The organism is Paractinoplanes rishiriensis (assembly GCF_016862375.1).
Classification (GTDB): domain Bacteria; phylum Actinomycetota; class Actinomycetes; order Mycobacteriales; family Micromonosporaceae; genus Actinoplanes; species Actinoplanes rishiriensis.
In genome coordinates this window covers 22,339-38,992 of the sequence record NZ_BOMV01000018.1, presented here as the reverse complement: position 1 = coordinate 38,992, position 16,654 = coordinate 22,339, and the positions used below count along the sequence as shown (strand labels likewise).

The 16,654-nt window shown below is 72.9% G+C and carries 18 protein-coding genes; 10 read left to right on the top strand and 8 right to left on the bottom strand.

Annotated features, from left to right (window positions below):
• Positions 1 to 1,479, top strand: a complete 1,479-nt coding sequence (locus tag Ari01nite_RS11120) for a mannitol dehydrogenase family protein (protein ID WP_203781083.1) — start codon at positions 1 to 3, stop codon at positions 1,477 to 1,479.
• A 42-nt stretch (positions 1,480 to 1,521) separates the two neighbouring features.
• A complete protein-coding gene (locus Ari01nite_RS11115; RefSeq protein WP_203781082.1) occupies positions 1,522 to 2,922 on the top strand; it encodes a COG1470 family protein in 1,401 nt (466 codons plus the stop codon).
• Here Ari01nite_RS11115 and Ari01nite_RS11110 read toward each other — a convergent pair.
• Genes Ari01nite_RS11110 through Ari01nite_RS11100 form a run of 3 tightly spaced genes read right to left on the bottom strand, consistent with a single transcriptional unit; the run spans position 2,891 to position 4,771 of the window.
• Positions 2,891 to 3,553, bottom strand: coding sequence for a phosphatase PAP2 family protein (locus tag Ari01nite_RS11110; protein ID WP_203781081.1), 663 nt, complete (start codon positions 3,551 to 3,553; stop codon positions 2,891 to 2,893). The two genes, Ari01nite_RS11115 and Ari01nite_RS11110, sit on opposite strands and share 32 nt — an antisense overlap.
• A gap of 19 nt (positions 3,554 to 3,572) precedes the next feature.
• Positions 3,573 to 4,271 carry a phosphatase PAP2 family protein gene (locus Ari01nite_RS11105; protein ID WP_203781080.1) on the bottom strand — a complete coding sequence of 233 codons (699 nt, stop codon included), beginning with the start codon at positions 4,269 to 4,271 and terminating at the stop codon, positions 3,573 to 3,575.
• Between the two features lie 38 nt (positions 4,272 to 4,309).
• The gene (locus Ari01nite_RS11100) at positions 4,310 to 4,771 is read right to left on the bottom strand and encodes a hypothetical protein (protein WP_203781079.1); all 462 of its coding nucleotides are present in this window, start codon (positions 4,769 to 4,771) and stop codon (positions 4,310 to 4,312) included.
• A 76-nt stretch (positions 4,772 to 4,847) separates the two neighbouring features.
• Between Ari01nite_RS11100 and Ari01nite_RS11095 the strand changes: the two genes are divergently transcribed.
• Positions 4,848 to 5,513, top strand: coding sequence for a GNAT family N-acetyltransferase (locus Ari01nite_RS11095; protein WP_239162653.1), 666 nt, complete (start codon positions 4,848 to 4,850; stop codon positions 5,511 to 5,513).
• Here the strand turns inward: Ari01nite_RS11095 and Ari01nite_RS11090 are convergent.
• On the bottom strand, positions 5,502 to 5,999 hold the full coding sequence (locus tag Ari01nite_RS11090; RefSeq protein ID WP_203781078.1) for an FBP domain-containing protein: 498 nt from the start codon (positions 5,997 to 5,999) through the stop codon (positions 5,502 to 5,504). The genes Ari01nite_RS11095 and Ari01nite_RS11090 overlap by 12 nt on opposite strands.
• A 32-nt stretch (positions 6,000 to 6,031) precedes the next feature.
• A complete protein-coding gene (locus tag Ari01nite_RS11085) occupies positions 6,032 to 7,288 on the bottom strand; it encodes an EAL domain-containing protein (RefSeq protein WP_239162652.1) in 1,257 nt (418 codons plus the stop codon).
• Positions 7,289 to 7,446: 158 nt separating this feature from the next.
• Between Ari01nite_RS11085 and Ari01nite_RS11080 the strand changes: the two genes are divergently transcribed.
• The 4 genes from Ari01nite_RS11080 to Ari01nite_RS11065 are packed head-to-tail and all read left to right on the top strand — an operon-like array spanning position 7,447 to position 10,297.
• Positions 7,447 to 8,193: a lytic polysaccharide monooxygenase gene (locus Ari01nite_RS11080; protein ID WP_203781077.1), complete on the top strand. Its 747-nt coding sequence runs from the start codon at positions 7,447 to 7,449 to the stop codon at positions 8,191 to 8,193.
• Complete coding sequence (locus Ari01nite_RS11075) at positions 8,178 to 8,723, top strand: DUF305 domain-containing protein (protein WP_203781076.1); 546 nt, start codon at positions 8,178 to 8,180, stop codon at positions 8,721 to 8,723. The genes Ari01nite_RS11080 and Ari01nite_RS11075 overlap by 16 nt, the downstream gene beginning before the upstream one ends.
• Positions 8,724 to 8,753: 30 nt before the next feature.
• Complete coding sequence (locus Ari01nite_RS11070; RefSeq protein ID WP_203781075.1) at positions 8,754 to 9,782, top strand: GGDEF domain-containing protein; 1,029 nt, start codon at positions 8,754 to 8,756, stop codon at positions 9,780 to 9,782.
• A complete protein-coding gene (locus tag Ari01nite_RS11065; RefSeq protein ID WP_203781074.1) occupies positions 9,770 to 10,297 on the top strand; it encodes a GNAT family N-acetyltransferase in 528 nt (175 codons plus the stop codon). The genes Ari01nite_RS11070 and Ari01nite_RS11065 overlap by 13 nt, the downstream gene beginning before the upstream one ends.
• 112 nt (positions 10,298 to 10,409) lie before the next feature.
• On the opposite strand, the gene Ari01nite_RS11060 is transcribed toward Ari01nite_RS11065, so the two are convergent.
• Both Ari01nite_RS11060 and Ari01nite_RS11055 read right to left on the bottom strand, forming a co-directional pair.
• Positions 10,410 to 11,048, bottom strand: a complete 639-nt coding sequence (locus tag Ari01nite_RS11060) for a response regulator (protein ID WP_203781073.1) — start codon at positions 11,046 to 11,048, stop codon at positions 10,410 to 10,412.
• Entirely contained in the window at positions 11,045 to 12,244 is a 1,200-nt protein-coding gene (locus Ari01nite_RS11055) for a sensor histidine kinase (protein WP_307837771.1), read from the bottom strand. Before Ari01nite_RS11055 ends, Ari01nite_RS11060 begins: the two co-directional genes overlap by 4 nt.
• Before the next feature lie 116 nt (positions 12,245 to 12,360).
• Here Ari01nite_RS11055 and Ari01nite_RS11050 point away from each other — a divergent pair, with 116 nt between their 5' ends.
• Positions 12,361 to 13,125: an ABC transporter ATP-binding protein gene (locus Ari01nite_RS11050; RefSeq protein ID WP_203781072.1), complete on the top strand. Its 765-nt coding sequence runs from the start codon at positions 12,361 to 12,363 to the stop codon at positions 13,123 to 13,125.
• Positions 13,122 to 15,659 carry an ABC transporter permease gene (locus Ari01nite_RS11045; protein ID WP_203781071.1) on the top strand — a complete coding sequence of 846 codons (2,538 nt, stop codon included), beginning with the start codon at positions 13,122 to 13,124 and terminating at the stop codon, positions 15,657 to 15,659. The genes Ari01nite_RS11050 and Ari01nite_RS11045 overlap by 4 nt, the downstream gene beginning before the upstream one ends.
• Before the next feature lie 21 nt (positions 15,660 to 15,680).
• Here the strand turns inward: Ari01nite_RS11045 and Ari01nite_RS11040 are convergent, their stop codons facing one another.
• Positions 15,681 to 15,986, bottom strand: a complete 306-nt coding sequence (locus Ari01nite_RS11040) for a hypothetical protein (RefSeq protein WP_203781070.1) — start codon at positions 15,984 to 15,986, stop codon at positions 15,681 to 15,683.
• A 28-nt stretch (positions 15,987 to 16,014) separates the two neighbouring features.
• Between Ari01nite_RS11040 and Ari01nite_RS11035 the strand changes: the two genes are divergently transcribed.
• Positions 16,015 to 16,644 (top strand): GNAT family N-acetyltransferase, encoded by a 630-nt coding sequence (locus tag Ari01nite_RS11035; protein ID WP_203781069.1) that lies wholly within the window; start codon positions 16,015 to 16,017, stop codon positions 16,642 to 16,644.
• Positions 16,645 to 16,654: the final 10 nt, after the last annotated feature.

The window sequence follows — 16,654 nt, the reverse complement described above, 5'->3', positions numbered from 1 at the left end:
ATGTTGCCCCTCAACGCCGCCAACCTGGCCGGCCTGCCTGCCGGGCTCGCCGTGCCGTCGTATGACCGGTCCGCGCTGCGTACCGGGATCGTGCATTTCGGGGTTGGTGGTTTTCACCGGGCCCACGAGGCCATGTACCTGGACCGGCTGATGAACGACGGCCGGGCGTTCGAGTGGGCGATCTGCGGGGTCGGGGTGATGCCGGGGGACCGGCGCATGCAGGAGGTGCTGGACCGGCAGGACGGGCTCTACACGCTGGTGGTCAAGGCGCCGGACGGCAGCCTCGAGGCGCGGGTGATCGGGTCGATCACCGAGTACCTGTTCGCGCCGGACGACCCGGCCGCGGTGATCGAGAAGATGGCCTCGCCGGAGGTGCGGATCGTCTCGCTCACGGTGACCGAGGGCGGGTACAACTTCAACGCGGTCACCGGGGAGTTCATGGCGGACAACCCGGACGTGCGGCACGACCTCCAGCCGGGTGCCGCGCCGCGCACCACGTTCGGGCTGATCACCGCGGCGATCGAGCGGCGGCGGCAGCGCGGGGTGCCGGCTTTCACGATCATGAGCTGCGACAACATTCAGGGGAACGGGGACGCGGCGCGCCGGAGCTTCGTGGCGTTCGCCCGGCTGCGCGATCCGGGGCTGGCCGCGTACGTGGCCGAGAATGTGCACTTCCCGAACAGCATGGTGGACCGGATCACGCCGGTGACCACCGACGACGACCGCGAGCAGGTGCGCAAGCAGTTCGGCGTGGACGACGGGTGGCCGGTGGTGTGCGAGCCGTTCACGCAGTGGGCGCTCGAGGACAGCTTCGGCGCCGGGCGGCCGCCGTTCGAGGACGCCGGCGTGCAGGTGGTCGCGGACGTGGAGCCGTACGAGCTCATGAAACTCCGCCTGCTGAACGCGTCCCACCAGGCCCTCTGCTACCTCGGTTATCTGGCGGGTTACCGCCTGGTGCACGAGGTGGCCCAGGACCCGCTGTTCGCCCGGTTCCTGCTGACCTACATGGAACGCGAGGCCACCCCGACGCTGGCCCCGGTGCCGGGCGTCGACCTGCGGGAATACCAGCACCAGCTGATCGACCGCTTTTCCAATGCGCAGGTACGCGACACCGTGGCCCGGCTGTGCGCGGAGAGCTCGGACCGGATTCCCAAGTGGCTGCTCCCGGTGATCCGCCACAACCTGGACACCGGCGGCGACATCCTGCTGTCCACCGCGGTGGTGGCGTCCTGGGCCCGGTACGCCGAGGGCGTCGACGAGCAGGGCCGCCCGATCGAGGTGGTGGACCGGCTGCGCGACACCCTGGTGGCCACCGCCCAGCGGCAGCACGAGGAGCCGGCCGCCTTCATCGCGAACCGCGAGCTGTTCGGCGATCTGGTCGACAACGAGCGCTTCGTCTCGGCGTACCTCTCGGTCTTGTCCTCGCTGCACCACAAGGGAGCGAAAGCGACCCTCGAAGATCTCGCGTCGCCAACCTGACAGCGGGTTTTCCTACTTGTGCGCGGGTGACAGCATGGGCCCGTGACCCTCCCGCTGCGTGTCAATGTGGCGCCGGAGCGTGCCGACGCGGCCCCCGGCGACAACCTTCAATTCGACGTGACCGTGCGCAACGCGAGCGACATCGTGGAGCACTACGGCATCGAGCTGCTCGGCCTGCCGGACGGCGCCACCGTGCGCACCGAACCCGAGGTCGCCAAGCTGCGGCCGGCCGAGAGCGGCACGCTGACCGTGCGGGTCGCGCTGCCGGTGCAGCCCCCCGCGCCGGCCGGCACCTATGTGGTCGGTGCCCTGGTGCGCTCGAAGTACCGGTACGACGTGTCCCGCTGCGTCGAGGTGCCGATCCAGCTGGCCAGCGTCGAACAGCTGACCGTGCGCACCACGCCCGAGGTGGTCAACGGCGGCCGGTCGGGGCAATACACGGTGGAGGTGGCCAACGGTGGCAACGCGCCGGTCCGGCTCTACCTGACCGCCACCGACCCCGAGCAGCGGGTCAGCGCGACGTTCCAGCCGCCCTGGGTCGACCTGCCGCCCGGCGTCACCGGCCGCGCGCTGCTCGCCGTGTCCGCACCGCTGCCGTGGAACCGGGAGAAGCAGCGACAGCTCACCATCGCGGCCACCCCCGACATGCCCGGCGCCGCACCGGTGACCACCACCGCCACCTTCGTGCAGCAGCCGCGGCTCGCCTCGAAGTTCGTCAAGATCGCCGGCATCGCGGCCGGGGTGATCGTGCTGGCCGCCGCGATCGCGGTGCCGACGCTGCTGGCCCGCGGCAACAACCAGAACGAGAACCCGGTGGCGCAGACCCAGCCGGTCGTCCCGCCGGGCGGCCAGCAGCAGGCGCCGAGTGTGGCCGCCCCGCCGCCGGCCGCGTCCCAGGCACCGCCGAGCGCGGCCGCGCCGCCCCCGGCCGCCACCGAGCCGCAGGCGACCACCGAGGCACCGACCACGCCGCCGCCGGACAACGGCGGGGGCGTGCGCGAGGTCGACCTCACCTCGCCGGACGACGGCGTCCAGCCCAGCGACGTGTTCCGCAACCAGGGCTTCCTGGTCAGCGCCGACCCGGGCGCGGTGTCGGTGCCGGGCTGCGAAAATGCCCGCAGCGCCGCCGTGGTCGCGGCGAACAACCAGCGGCACATGACGTCCAGTTCGCCGGACGACCCGGCCCGGTGCAACAACGTGCCGCTGCTGATCGACTTCCTGCCGGACACCCCGGCGGGAGCGACCCAGGTGATCCCGTTGCAGCCCGGCACACTGACCATGGAGATCGTCTATCGCAACCTGCGCCGGGCGCCGTCCGCCACCCTCACGGTGCCGGCCGACCAGGCCCAGGCCAACGGCGGCGTCGACTTCCTGCTCATCCGGCCGTTGCAGGCGGAGAGCCCGGTGGCGATCACCGCGCTGCGATTCGCTCCCTTGTCTTGACTTCGCTCCAAAGGATCGCGGTCGCCATGATCGCGATGCAGATGCCGCCGTTGAGGAACGAGCCCATCACGTCGCTCGGGTGGTGCATGCCGCGGTACATCCGGGACACCGCCACCCCGATCGGCATGATCAGCAGCAGCCAGGCCAGCCAGCGGGTCCAGGTCTGCCGGGCCAGACTCGCCAGCAGCAGGGCGAGCCCGGCGTAGAGCGCGACCGCGGCCGAGGTGTGCCCGGACGGGAAGCTCGAGGTGGGCGGCGAGTCGTCCATGTGCGGCACCGCCGGCCGGGTCCGGTCGATCACCAGCGTGGTGAGGAAGAAGACGACGGCCTGCGCGGTGACCGCGGCGGCCAGGTAGACCGGCTCGCGCCACCGGCGCCGCCGGGCGTAGATCAGGCAGGCCACCAGCCCGGCGACCGTGATGATCGTCCAGGTGTCGCCGACGAAACTGAAGAACTCGGACACCGCATCCGACGTGCCGCCGCGGCGGCTGGCGAACCAGCGGTTGACGGCGTCCTCCGCGGTCAACGGCCAGACGTCGGGCAGGACTTTCGTGATCAGCAGGCCCAGCCCGATCATCCCGAGCAGCAGCAGCCCGATCGGCAGCAGGACCCTGGTAACGGCGCTTCGCATTTCCAGCACGCGGCTGGCACTACCCGATTCGCTGTTCTTCTATGCCCGCCCGCACCCGGCCGGCACGATGCAGGTATGTAGCCGTGGTCGCCGCCACCACCGCCACGCCGAGCAGCAGGCCCGCCGTCACGTCGCTGGTCCAGTGCACGCCCAGCGCCACCCGGCTGATCGCGGTCACCACCGGCACCACGACCGCCGCGACCCAGAGCAGCGCCCGCAGCCCCGGCCGGTGCCGCACCAGCGGCAGCAGGACGAGAAGGAAGACCGCGGCACCGAGCGCGTTGTTGAGCGCGTGCCCCGACGGGAAGGCATACCCCACCGCGTTGGCCACCGGGTCGAGAAAGCTCGGCCGGTGCCGGCCCACCAGAACCTTCAGCAGTACGCCGAGCAGGCCGCCGGCGACCATCGTGATCCCGACCCACCAGGCCAGCGACCGGGCGTTGCGCCGCACCAGCCAGACGACCAGCCCCAGCGCGGCGACCCGCCACACCCACGGGTCGAACACGGTGCTCCAGACCGCCATGAACCGAACCCAGCCCGGGTTGCCGAGCGCGTGGTTGTGCAGCGCGTCGGTCACCGACATGTCGAGCCGGTGCAGCCAGCCGACGTTGCCCACCACCAGCACCGCAATCAGCGCGAACGGCACGAGCAACGCCACCGCGCCCCCGGCCGCGACGGCGAGGCGTACACCCAGAGACTCATCGTGATCTGCCGGCATGAGCAAGCTATACCCCAGGGGCGCCGGCTTCGCACCGCTCAGTACCAGAGCGGCCGGCCGCGCCGGGCCAGCTTCAGCACGACGCAGAGACCCGCCGACGCCCCGCCCGCGAGGGCGAGCATCAGACCGGTGCGATCGAGCCGGTGGGCCGAGCTGTGCCAGCCGACCGCGTAGTCGAACGCCATCGCGGTCGCCGGCCACAGGCTGAGACCGATCAGGGCCACGATGCCGATGGCGGCCAGCCCTCCGGCCAGGCCCCATTTGGGCAACGCCGACCGCGCCGGTCCCGGGTAACGCCGGCACCAGGCGAGCCAGGCGTCCGTCCGGATCCACCAGAATGCGACGGTCACGGCCCGGCCGATCGTCTCGAGTGAGCCGGCGCCGTAGTCGGCGGGTGTGGTGAAGAACGCGAAGAAACCGCCGCTGTCGCCGCTGAACAGCCATTTCTCGAAGGAGACGATCAGCTTCACCTGGGCCGCCGCGAAGCCTGGAAGCGCCACCAGCAGGCCAGGTGAGCGCGGTCGAGCGTGCTGAGCAAGCGGGGGTGTCCACGATGGAGGGCGCGTTCACCCGTTCGTGGTCGCGGCGGTCTTCCTGCACGAGAGCAGCCCGCTCGAGGATCTGGTCGGCGAACTCTGGACTACCACCTGGGCCGCATCCTCGATAATGCGTGACGTGCACACCGCGGCGCTCGACGAGACGACCTGGCCCGACTTCGCCCGGCTGGTGGAGAGCCAGAACGGGGTGTGGGGTGGCTGCTGGTGCATGGGCTTCCACGACGAGGGCGTCGGTGGCGACCGAACGGCCGAGCAGAACCGGGCCGACAAGGAGTGCCGGGTGCGCGCGGGCCGGGCGCACGCCGCGCTGGTCTACGACGGTGGTGACTGCGTGGGCTGGTGCCAGTTCGGGCCGACCGCGGAACTGCCCCGGATCAAGCGCCTCAAGGCGTACCAGATTGATCTTGATGGTCTCCCGGACTGGCGGATCACCTGCTTCTATGTGCACAAGCGGCACCGGCGGCGCGGGGTTGCCGACGTCGCGCTGGGCGGGGCGCTGGCCGAGATCGCGCGGCTCGGCGGCGGCACCGTGGAGAGTTACCCGGAGGACGCCGAGGGGCGCAAGGTGGCCGGGGCGTTCCTGCACAACGGGACGGTGGCGCTGTTCGAGCGGCACGGCTTCCGGCGGGACCGGCAGATCGGCAAATGGCACTGGGTGGTCACCCGCTCGATTTCAGCGGCCTGAGGTGACCCGCTTGACGAATCCGTTCAGGTTGGTCAGGGCGCGGTCGACCCGCTCGTCCAGGGTGAGCGACTCCTCCGGGCGCACCAGCCGGCCGCGGGGCTGCCGCTTGCCGCGGAGGTAGAGCGAGCAGGCCAGGTCGCTGCAGATGTACTCGCCCACGGTGTTTCCCTGGCGCCCGGCCGGACCGGCCAGCGCGGCCACGAACAGGGTCACCCCGTCGGAGCTGTGGCCGGTGAGGCAGACGCGGCACATGCTGGAGCGCATCGCGGTGGTGCGCCGGGACTCGGGGCGGCGCAGCACGATGCCCTCCCGGCTGGGCAGCACGAGCAGCGCCCGCAGCGGCGCGCCCGGGTCGGTCCAGCCGAGGAAGTCGAGGTCGGCCCACGGGGTGGCGGCCAGGTCCGGCGGCATCTTGATGCGGCTCGCCTCGCCCTTGGAACAGTTGACGAAGGAATCGCGGATGTCCCGCTCGGTGAGTGGTTCCATGCCGGCGACGCTAGCCGGGCCGGCCGGAAAGGTCAGCTGATTAACGCCGGCACCCGGGCCGGCGCGAGCCAGGTGAGCAGGGTGCGCGCGGCCTCCAGGACCAGGGCGCGGTCGTGGGTCAGCGCGAACTCGAAGCGGCGCTCGCCGTCCGCGCAGTCGTCGCCGAGGTCGCGGGCGACCAGCGCGGCGGCCCGGTGCGGGCCGACCACCACGACGTTCCACTCGCCGCGCAGTACGTCGTCGTCGCCGAGGCAGGCACCGCGAACCCCGGGCGCCGGCCGGTCGCTGAGCCCGGCGCCGAGCGCGGCCACCAGCGGGCTGCGGCCGGCGATCCGGGCGAACCGGCGCAGCGTGGCCGGGGTGAAGTGCCGGGCCTCCTGGAAGCAGGCGAGCAGCACCGGCGGCTCCGGGCCGTCGTCGACCAGCGCCTCGAGGTGCCGGCTCAGCGGGATCAGGTGCGCCTTGGTGGCCACCGTGACCGGGCGGCGGCCGGACACGATCTGGAACGGGGTGCGGTCGTCGCGCGCCGGTGGCGGGATGAACGGCAGACAGGCACCGGCCCGGGTCCCGGCCGGCAGCGGCGCGGGCCGGCCGAAGTACCAGCCCTGTCCCACGGTGGCGCCCATGGTGCGGGCGATCGCCAGGTGCTCCTCGGTCTCGATGCCCTCGGCCAGGATCACCGCGCCGCTGGCCTCGGCGTGCGCGGCCACCGCGGCGGCCACCCGGGCGGTGTGCGGGTCGCCGGGGTGGTGCAGCAGGCCCATGTCCAGCTTCACCACGTCGGGGTGCACGAACGGCATCAGCGCGAGCGACATCGGGTCGGCGCCGACGTCGTCCAGGGCCACGCCCCAGTTGGCCTCGCGGCACGCGGCGGCGGCCGCGAGCAGGCCGGACGGGTCGTCGGCGAGCACCCGCTCGGTCATCTCGGTGACCACCCGCAGCTCGTCGCGGGCCTGCTCGACGACCGGGACCAGGTCGGCCGGGCAGCCGGCCCGCCAGCTGGTCGGCTCCATGTTCACGAACCAGGTCAGGGCCGGGTCCAGGCCGGCCGCCAGGATCGCCCGGTAGGCCTGGGCGCGGCAGATCCAGTCCAGCTCGTCGGCGCGGCCGGCCTGGCGGGCGGCGGCGAAAAGCGCGGCGGGGGACTCCCACGGTGAGCCGGCCGGGCCGCGGCTGAGCGCCTCGTAGCCGAGCACCCGGCCGCTCGCGATCTCGACCAGCGGCTGGAACAGCGGGGTCACGGCACGCGCGTCGAGCACGTCGTGGATGTTCTGCACGAGTTGACCCATCGGCCGCCGCGGCGCCGCCTTGATAGGTATCGAAAAACTTGGTTAGTTCTCTTTACTGTTAACACTCTTTAACTTATGTTGAGCCTCACAGCGGTCGATCCCAGCCCCCACTGTGGCCGATCGCCACATCCCCTCCCATGAAGCGAAGGAGTCCCTTCATGAGACGTCGATTCACGCTTCCTGTTCTGACCGTCGCCGCGGTCGTCACGTCGATGTTCGTGGCCGTGGCACCCGCCTCCGCGCACGGCTACATCTCCTCACCGCCGAGCCGCCAGGCGAACTGCGCCCGCGGCGCCGTCGCGAACTGCGGCGACATCGTCTACGAGCCGCAGAGCGTCGAGGCGCCCAAGGGCTCGATGCAGTGCAACGGCGGCGGTTCCCGCTTCGCCGTACTCAACGACAACTCCCGGGCCTGGCCGGTGGCCGGCGTCGGCCGGTCGGTCACGTTCAGCTGGGTGCTGACCGCCCGGCACGCCACCTCGACCTGGGAGTACTTCATCGGCAACACGCTGCTCGCGTCGTTCAACGACGGCGGCGCGCAGCCCGGGGCCACCAAGTCGCACACGGTCAGCATGGGCAACTTCTCCGGCCGGCAGACCGTGCTGGCCCGGTGGAACGTCGCCGACACGGCCATGGCGTTCTACGCCTGCGTCGACGTGAACATCGGTGGCGGCAGTACCACGCCGACCAACCCGCCGACGAACCCGCCCACCAACCCGCCGACCAACCCGCCCACGAACCCGCCCACGAACCCGCCGGCCGGCGGCACCTGGGCGGCCGGCACCGCCTACCAGGTCGGCTCGACCGTCACGTACGGCGGCCGCTCGTACCGCTGCCGGCAGGCGCACACCGCGCTGACCGGCTGGGAGCCGCCGAACGCGCCGGCCCTGTGGCTCGCCGTCTAGCCCTCCGGGTTGCGCTTTCCCTCCTGCTGGTCTCCGGCTGCTCCGCGCGGCCGGAGACCAGCGCCCCCGCCGCGGCCTACAACGCCGCGGACGTGATGTATCTGCAGATGGGGCTGGCGCAGATCGCCGAGGGGGAGCCGGTGCTGGCGCTGGCCGAGGAGCGGGCCGGCGAGCCGCGGCTGCGCGAACTGGTCACCGAACTGCGGGGCCAGTGGGGCGAGGAGTCCGGAACGATGCGGCGCTGGCTGCTCGGCTGGCAGCAGCCGCTCACGGCCGACCCGTCGGCGGCGCACGACGGTCACGGCGCCCTGCACGCCCTGCGCCCGGCCGACGTGGCCGAGTTGCGGGCGGCGGCGGATTTCGACCGCACGGCCGTGAACCTGCTGCTGGGCCACCTGGGCAACGGCGTGGAGACGGCCCGGATGGGGTCGGCGTCCGGTTCCTACCCGCCCGCCCGCGCGCTGGCCGACAGCCAGGCGCAGCGCCGGCAGGCCCAGATCCAGCGCCTGCTCGCCCTGGCGTTTCCTTAACTGCTCCCGGCCGTCGCCGATCCGAGCGGTGTGACGGCGAAGGCGCGACAGCCCGGCCCCGCGGCGGACCCCGCCGAGCCGGCGCGCGTCGGTGGGCTGCTGTACATCGCGGCCTCGCTGATCGCCGCGGTGCTGACGGTGGCCGACCCGGGCTACGCCAACCATGACGGCCGGGTGCTGGCGATGTCGTCGTTCGGCATGATCTGTGGGTTTGGCTTCTGGCTCTTTGCCCGGCGCATGCCACGGTGGATCGCGTACGCCATGCCGCCGTTCGGCGGTTTCACCCTGTGCTTCGGCATGGTGCTGGACGGCAACATCGTGATCGGCGGCGAGGTGCTGCTGACCTGGCCGCTGCTGGCCGCGTACATGATGCCGAATTGGGTGATTCTCTGCACGTTCGCCTCGGTGCTGGCGTCCTTCGTGCCGGTCGCGTTGTGGATCCTCGGCCCGGCCGGTGTCACCCCCTCGATCACCATGACCGTGACGCTGCTGATCACCGTGCTGGTGCTCGGCACGCTGCGGCGCCGCAACGCCCGGCTGGTGGACGCGCTGCACCGGCAGGCCACCACCGACGGCCTGACCGGGCTGCCCAACCGGCGGGCGTTCACCGAGGCGCTGGCCGGCCTCGACCCCGGCAGCTGGCCGGTGTCGCTGGCCCTGATCGACGTCGACCACTTCAAGCGCATCAACGACACGGCCGGCCACGCGGCGGGCGACGAGGTGCTGCGCAACCTGGGCGACCTGCTGGCCCGCCGGATCCGCGGCGACGACCTGGTGGCCCGGCTGGGCGGCGAGGAGTTCGTGGCGGTCTTCACCCGCACCGAGGGCGACGAGGCGCTGGCCGCGGCCGACGCGCTGCGCCGCGACGTCCGGGACAGCAGCCGGGACTGGACCCACCCGATCACGATCAGTATCGGCGTGGCCGGCCCGCCGATCGCGGCCACCGACCAGGACGCCCTGCTGGCGGCGGCGGACGCGGCACTGTACCGGGCGAAGGCCGAGGGACGGGACCGCGCGCTGGCGGCCGGCGCCGCTACCGTAGGGCCATGCCCGAGTTGATCGCGCCCACCGTGCGGCTGCACGCCGCCTGGCTCGACGCGCGGGACGACTGGGGCCGGGGTGTCCACCAGGACGGCAGCGGCATCGCCCGGGCCGGCGACCTGGACTCGGCGGACGGCTTCGCGCAGTGGGTGGACGAGCTGTGCGCGCAGGAGGATCCGGCCACGCCGCTGCCGCCCGGGATGGTGCACAGCACGTACCGCTGGATCGTCGAGAACGACCGGGTGCTGGGTGCCATCGCGCTGCGGCACGAGCTCACCGAGTCGCTGCTCAACTTCGGCGGCCACATCGGGTACGGGGTGCGCCCGGCCGAGCGGCGGCGCGGGCTGGCCTCGTGGGCGCTGGGGGAGACACTGCGGGTGGCGCGGAAGCGCGGCCTCGATCGGGTGCTGATCACCTGCCGGCCGGCGAACGAGGCGTCCCGCCGGACGATCGAGCGGGCCGGCGGCGTCTTCGAGGACATCCGGGGCATCGGCAACGACCGGGTGCGCCGCTACTGGATCGGCCTGTCCTGAACCGCCGGTAGCCGCCGAGCCGTCACTCCACGGAGGACAGGAGAACGCCGACCTGCGGCCCCGGCCGGCGCGAACCGTCCGAGGGGCGGCGGGCAATAGCAGGGCGCCGGGTTCAGCTGACCAGGCGGCGTTCCCAGGCCCAGGCCGCGATCTCGACCCGGTTCCGGGCGTTCAGCTTGGTCTGCACGCTGCCCAGGTGGGTCTTCACCGTGCCGATTGAGATGAACAGTTCGGCGGCGATCTCGGCGTTGGTGAGCCCGCGTGCCGCGAGCTTCACCACATCGAGCTCGCGCGGGGAGAGGCCACCGTCGTCGCCTGCGGGTGCGGGTGGGCTGAGGTGTTCGAGCAGCCGTACGGTGATCGACGGGCTGATCAGTGCGTCGCCCGAGACGGCGGCGCGCACCGCCTCGACCAGCAGTGCCGGGCCGGAGTCCTTGAGCAGGAAGCCGGCCGCGCCGTTGCGCAGCGCCTGGTGCACGTACTCGTCCAGGTCGAACGTGGTCACCACGACCACCTTGACCGGGTCGGCGACGCCGGGGCCGGCCAGCAGGCGCAGCGCCTCGAGCCCGTCCATCTTGGGCATCCGGATGTCGAACAGCGCCACGTCGGGCCGGATCCGCCGGGCCAGCGCCACCGCCTCGACGCCGTCGGCGGCCTCGCCGACCACCTCCATGTCCGGCTGTGCGCCGATGATCATGCCGAAGCCGGTGCGGACCATCGCCTGGTCGTCGGCGATCAGAACCCGGATCACTGGTCCACCTTCAGCTTGATCGGAAACGCGGCGTCGACCACCCAGCCGCCCTCGATGCCGGGACCGGCGGTGAGCCGGCCGCCGACCGCGCGGACGCGTTCGGTGAGACCCACGAGACCGTACCCGGTGCGGTCCCGGGTGCCGGCGGGCCGCGCCGCACCGTCGTTCGCCACCCGCACCAGCAGCCACTCGGGCGTGCGCCGCACCCACACGTCGGCCACGCTGGCGCCGCCGGCGTGCTGCCGGATGTTGGTGAGTGCCTCCATCACCACCCGGTAGGCCGAGGTGGACACCTCCACCGGCAGGCCGTCGATCTCGCCGTCCACGTGCAGCCGGGCCAGCGGGCCGCCGGCCGCGGTGAACTGCTCGGTGAGTGTGGCCAGGTCGGAGACCCCGGCGACCGGCGCCAGCGGGGCGTCCGGCTTGGACTCCGGGTCGCGCAGCACGCCCACCATCCGCCGCATCGACGCCATCGTCTCGGCGCCGGCCTGCTCGATCTGCTCGAGGGCCAGCAGCACCCGCTGCGGGTCCTGCTCGGCGATGAACTTGGCGCCCTGTGCCTGCACCACGATGCCGGTCACGTGGTGCGCGATGAAGTCGTGCAGGTCGCGGGCGAATTCGGCGCGCTGCTCGGCGCGTACGGCATCAACTGCTCTTTGTCTTTCGCCCGCCACCATGCGCAGGTAGATCCCCGCGCCGATGGCCGCGGCGCCGGCCAGCGCCTGGATCAGCCCGAAGATCACGAACTCGGCCGACTGGCCGCCGCGCAGCGGCAGGAAGCTGACCGCGGCGCCCACGCTGATCACGGCGGCGACCGCCCAGCCCGGCGCGGCCCGGCGTGCCACCACGAACAGCACCCCGAGCAGGGCCAGCGACTCGGCCAGGCCCCAGCTGCCGCTGGACCCGAACGGCACCGCGGCGCCCGCGGTCACCAGCAGCGACACCACACCGAGCGCCACCGCGACCTTGGGCAGGGTGGTCGAACCCTGCTGGTAACGGGGCAGCCAGACCCCGGCCGCCGCGATCGCCAGCACGATGCGCAAGAGTCCGAGGGCCTCGGCGTCGGTGTTGAGCATCCGGCCGGCGGCCACGTCGAACAGGCCCAGCGCGGCCATGATGCCGAGCGCGCCGAACTGGGCGAGGCGGCGGAGTACGAGGTTGTTCTGCATCGCGTACCCAGCGTAGTTGCTGGTCACGAGGGTCCCATCGGCCGAAAGACAGATCCGGCGCGGCTCGCGTGCCCGGCTGGCGGCGGATGTGCCGGCCGGGCGGCAGGCCGGAGACTCGGCGCGACCACAACGAAGGAGCGAACATGCAGACCCAGATCCCGGCCCCGCCCCAGGAGCGGATGGCCGCCGTGGCCGCCGTCGACCTGGTCAAGGTCTACGGCAGCGGCGACACCGCGGTACGGGCCCTGGACGGGGTGACCGTCGGCTTCGACCGGGCGCAGTTCACGGCGATCATGGGGCCGTCCGGTTCCGGCAAGTCGACCCTCATGCACTGCCTGGCCGGGCTGGACACAGCCACCTCGGGGCAGGCGCTGCTCGGCGGCACCGACCTGACCCGGCAGTCCGACCGGGTGCTGACCAAGGTGCGTCGCGAGCGGATCGGCTTCGTCTTCCAGTCGTTCAACCTGCTGCCGCAGCTCACCGCCGAGCAGAACATCCTGCTGCCGCTCGAGCTGGCCGGCCGCAAGGCGGACCGGCACCTGTTCGGCCACCTGGTCGAGTCGCTCGGGCTCACCAGCCGGCTCAGCCACCGGCCCAGCGAGCTGTCCGGCGGCCAGCAGCAGCGGGTCGCGGTGGCCCGGGCGCTGGCGTCCCGGCCCGAGGTGGTCTTCGCCGACGAGCCGACCGGCAATCTGGACTCCCGGTCCGGCGCCGAGGTGCTGCTGTTCCTGCGCAACTCGGTGCGCGAGCTGGGCCAGACGGTGGTGATGGTCACCCACGACCCGGGCGCGGCCGCGTACGCCGACCGGGTGGTGCTGCTGGCCGACGGCCGGGTGGCCGGCGACCTGGACCAGCCCAGCCTGGCGTCGGTGGCCGAGGCGCTGCAGGCGCTGGCGGTGAACCGGTGAGGGCGGTGCTGCGCACCCAGCTCGGCGGGATCGGGCGGCGACCGGCCCGCCTGCTGCTCACCGGCCTGGCGGTGCTGGTGGTCTCGTACGTCGTCTACGCCACCGTGCTGGCCCAGGAGATCACCACCCGCAGTCTGCTCAACGGCCTCAGCGGCACGCCCGCGGCGGTCGATCTGGTGGTCGGCGAGGGCGCGGTCACCGGCAAGGACCTGGCCGCGATCGGCAAGCTCCCCGGGGTGGCCGAGACGGCCGGGCGCACCGAGGCCGGCGGTCAGCTCGGCAACGAGTTTCTCCAGGTGACCGGCGACTCCGGCACCGGGCCGCTGGCGCTCAGCAGGCTCAGCTCGGGCCGCCTGCCCACCGGTACCGGCGAGATCGCGGTGACGACGCGGACCGCCGAGCGGCTCGCGCTGCCGGTCGGCACCCGGGCCGAGGTCGCGTTCCGCTTCGACGAGCAGGGCAAACCGATCGAGCCGGTGCCACTCACGGTGGTCGGCGTGGTCACCGCGGCTGCGGATCACGGCTTTCAGGCGTACGCCCCACAGCCGGCCGTCGCGGCGATGACCGGCACGGATGACCTGCTCCAGATCGATGTGCGGCTGGCACCGGGTGCCGACCGGGAGGCGGTGCGCGACCGGATCGAGGCGCTGATCGCGGCGTCCGGCGTCAAAACCGAAGATCAACCCCGGGTGGCGTACGGATCGGACGTGCGGCTCGACGAGGCCCGGGCCAAGGCGGAGGAGGTCGACGAGGTGTTCCTGGTGATCGCCATGTTCGTGGCGATCGCGGTGATCGCCGCCGGCCTGGTCGCCGCGTCCACCTTCCGGATCGTCTTCGCCCAGCGGATGCGCCAGCTCGCCCTGCTGCGCGCGGTCGGCGCCGGCCGGGGCGCGCTGCGCTGGTCGCTGGCCGCCGAGGGCGCGCTCACCGGCCTGGTCGCCGGCACCGCCGGGGTGCTGCTGGCGCTCGGCACCGGCCACGCGCTGCCGCCGCTGGTGGCCGCGTTCGGCCCGCGGATCGCGTCGCCCGGCCTGCCGGTGGCGGCCGCGCTCGGCACCGTGCTGCTGGCCGTGTTCATCACCACGGTGGCCGTGCTGGCGCCGGCGTTCTCGGCCGCTCGGGTGTCGCCGCTGGAGGCGCTGCGCGGCGCCGCGGTGACCGGCAGCCGCCGGGACATCGGCGGCCTGCGCTGGGCGTTCGGCGTGCTGCTGGTGCTCGCCGCCGGCACGCTCGCCGGCTACGTACTCACCCACCTGCCGGCCCGCGACGCCAAGGACTACGACCCGGCCGTCAACCTCTTCGCCGTGGTCGCCTCCGGCGGGGTCGCGTTCCTGGCCCTGATCGCGCTCGGGCCGGTGCTGGTCGGGCCGGTGCTGGCCGCGCTGGGCGCGCCGATCCGGCGGTCCGGCGCGGTCGGCCGGCTGGCCGCCGGGGGAGTGGGCGGCGCGCCGCGCCGGGCCGCCGCGGTGTCGGTGGTGGTGGCGCTGGGCGTCACGCTGATCGCCGGCACGCTGGTCGGCGGCGCGTCGATCCGGATGCTGGCCGAGCGCGAGTCGGCGTCGTCGGCGCCGGCCGACTACGAGCTCACCGCGCAGGACTCCGAGCGCCTCATTCCGGCGAGCGTCGCCGAGCAGCTGCGCGGCCGGCCGGAGCTGACGAACGTGGCACCGTACCGCCGCCTGCAGGTCGGCTTCCCCGGCTCCGGCAGCCCGCTCGACGTCAACGACCTGGCGGTGAATGCGGTGCCTCGGCTGCGCTCGCTGGACGTCACCACCGGCTCGCTGGGCGACCTCGGCCCCGGGCGGATGGTCATCTCCGGCTACGCCGCCGACGTCACCGGCCTGAAGACCGGCGACCAGGTCACGCTGAATCGCGAGGGCCGCAGCGTACGGCTGACCGTGGCGGCGCAGCTGCCCGACTCGGCACCGCTCGGCTCGGCGGCCGTGCTCGACCCGTCCGACCTGACCAAGCTCGGCGCGGGATCCGAATACGCCGGTCTGCTGGCCGACGCCACCGGCAGCGGTGAGCGCGGCCGGGCCGACGGCCGCACGGCGCTGATCCAGGCGGCGGCGAAGACCGGCGGCCGGTGGGCGGTCGAGGTGCTGGCCGACCAGCGCGACGAACTGGACACCGCGCTGACCATCCTGCTGGCCATCGCGCTCGGCCTGATCGGGCTCACCGTGCTGATCGCGGTGGTCGGCGTCGGCACCACCACGGCGCTGTCGGTGGTGGAGCGGGCCCGCGAGTCCGGGCTGCTGCGGGCCGTCGGCATGTCCCGCGGCGGCTTGCGGCTCATGCTGACCACCGAGTCCGCGCTGTACGGCGTGATCGGCGCGGCCATCGGTCTGCTGCTCGGCGTCCCGTACGCCTGGCTGGCGGTGCGGGCACTGGGCGTGAACGCGCCGCTCACCCTGCCGGTCGGCCAGCTCGCGCTGGTCTTCGCGATCCTGGTGCTGCTGACCGCGGCGGCCGGGGTGCTGCCGGCCCGCAAGGCGGCGAAGGTGAGCCCGGTGGTCGCCCTCGGCACCGAGTAGGGAGGCGGCGAGGTCGCCGGCTCAGCGGCCGGCGACCTCGAAGTGCGACACCGTCGTCTCCCGGTCCACCAGGAACGCGTCGTCCGACGGATAGAACACCGCCCGCGAGATGTCGTCCCCGGCAAAGCCCTTGATCATCTCGAGGTCGGTCCACCAGCTCACGGTGATGACCTCGGTGCGCCCGTCCCCCAGATCCCGGGTCCACATCTGGGCGTCGACGTTGCCGGGCGTGGCGCGGTATTCCGCCATCCCGGTGCCGTTGATGTACTCCACATAGGCGGCGGCCCGCTCGGTGGCGACCCAGCCGCGCCACATTCTGGCAATCACCCGGCCGAGTCTATGCGCTAATACGGCCATGGAATCCTGGCCTCTGTTCGACCTCCGGCTACGGCACCGCGACGTTACGCTGCGGGCCATGCGGGAGGCCGACCTCCCGCAGCTGTGTGCGGTGCTGCCCGGCGACGTGGGGCACGATCCGCGGCTGGCGATGTTCGCGTCGCAGAGCTTTGCCGAGAACGAGCGGCGGCTGTTCTGCATGGGCTACTGGAAGGCGCTCGGCACCTGGGACCCGGCGTCCTGGGTGCTGCACCTGGTGGTGTCGGCCGGCGGCGAGCCGATCGGGGTGCAGACGCTCGAGGGTGCGAACTTTCCGGCGCTGCGCACCGTGGACTCGGCCTCCTGGCTGGTGCCGGCGGCGCGCGGCCGGGGCCTCGGGGTGGCGATGCGCACCGCGGCGCTCGGGCTCGCGTTCGACCACCTCGGTGCGGTCGCGGCGGTCAGTTCGGCCACCCTCGCGAACGCGGCCTCGCTCGGCGTGTCCCGGCGGATCGGCTACCTCGACAACGGGCGCAGCCGGATCGTCGACACCGGCGGCGACGTGGTGGAGTTGCAGCATTTGCGGCTTACCGCCGATCGATGGCCGGGTGCCGAGGTGACGGTGGACGGCTTCGATGCGTGCCGGCCGTGGTTCGGAATGGCTTCCTGATCCACTTCCC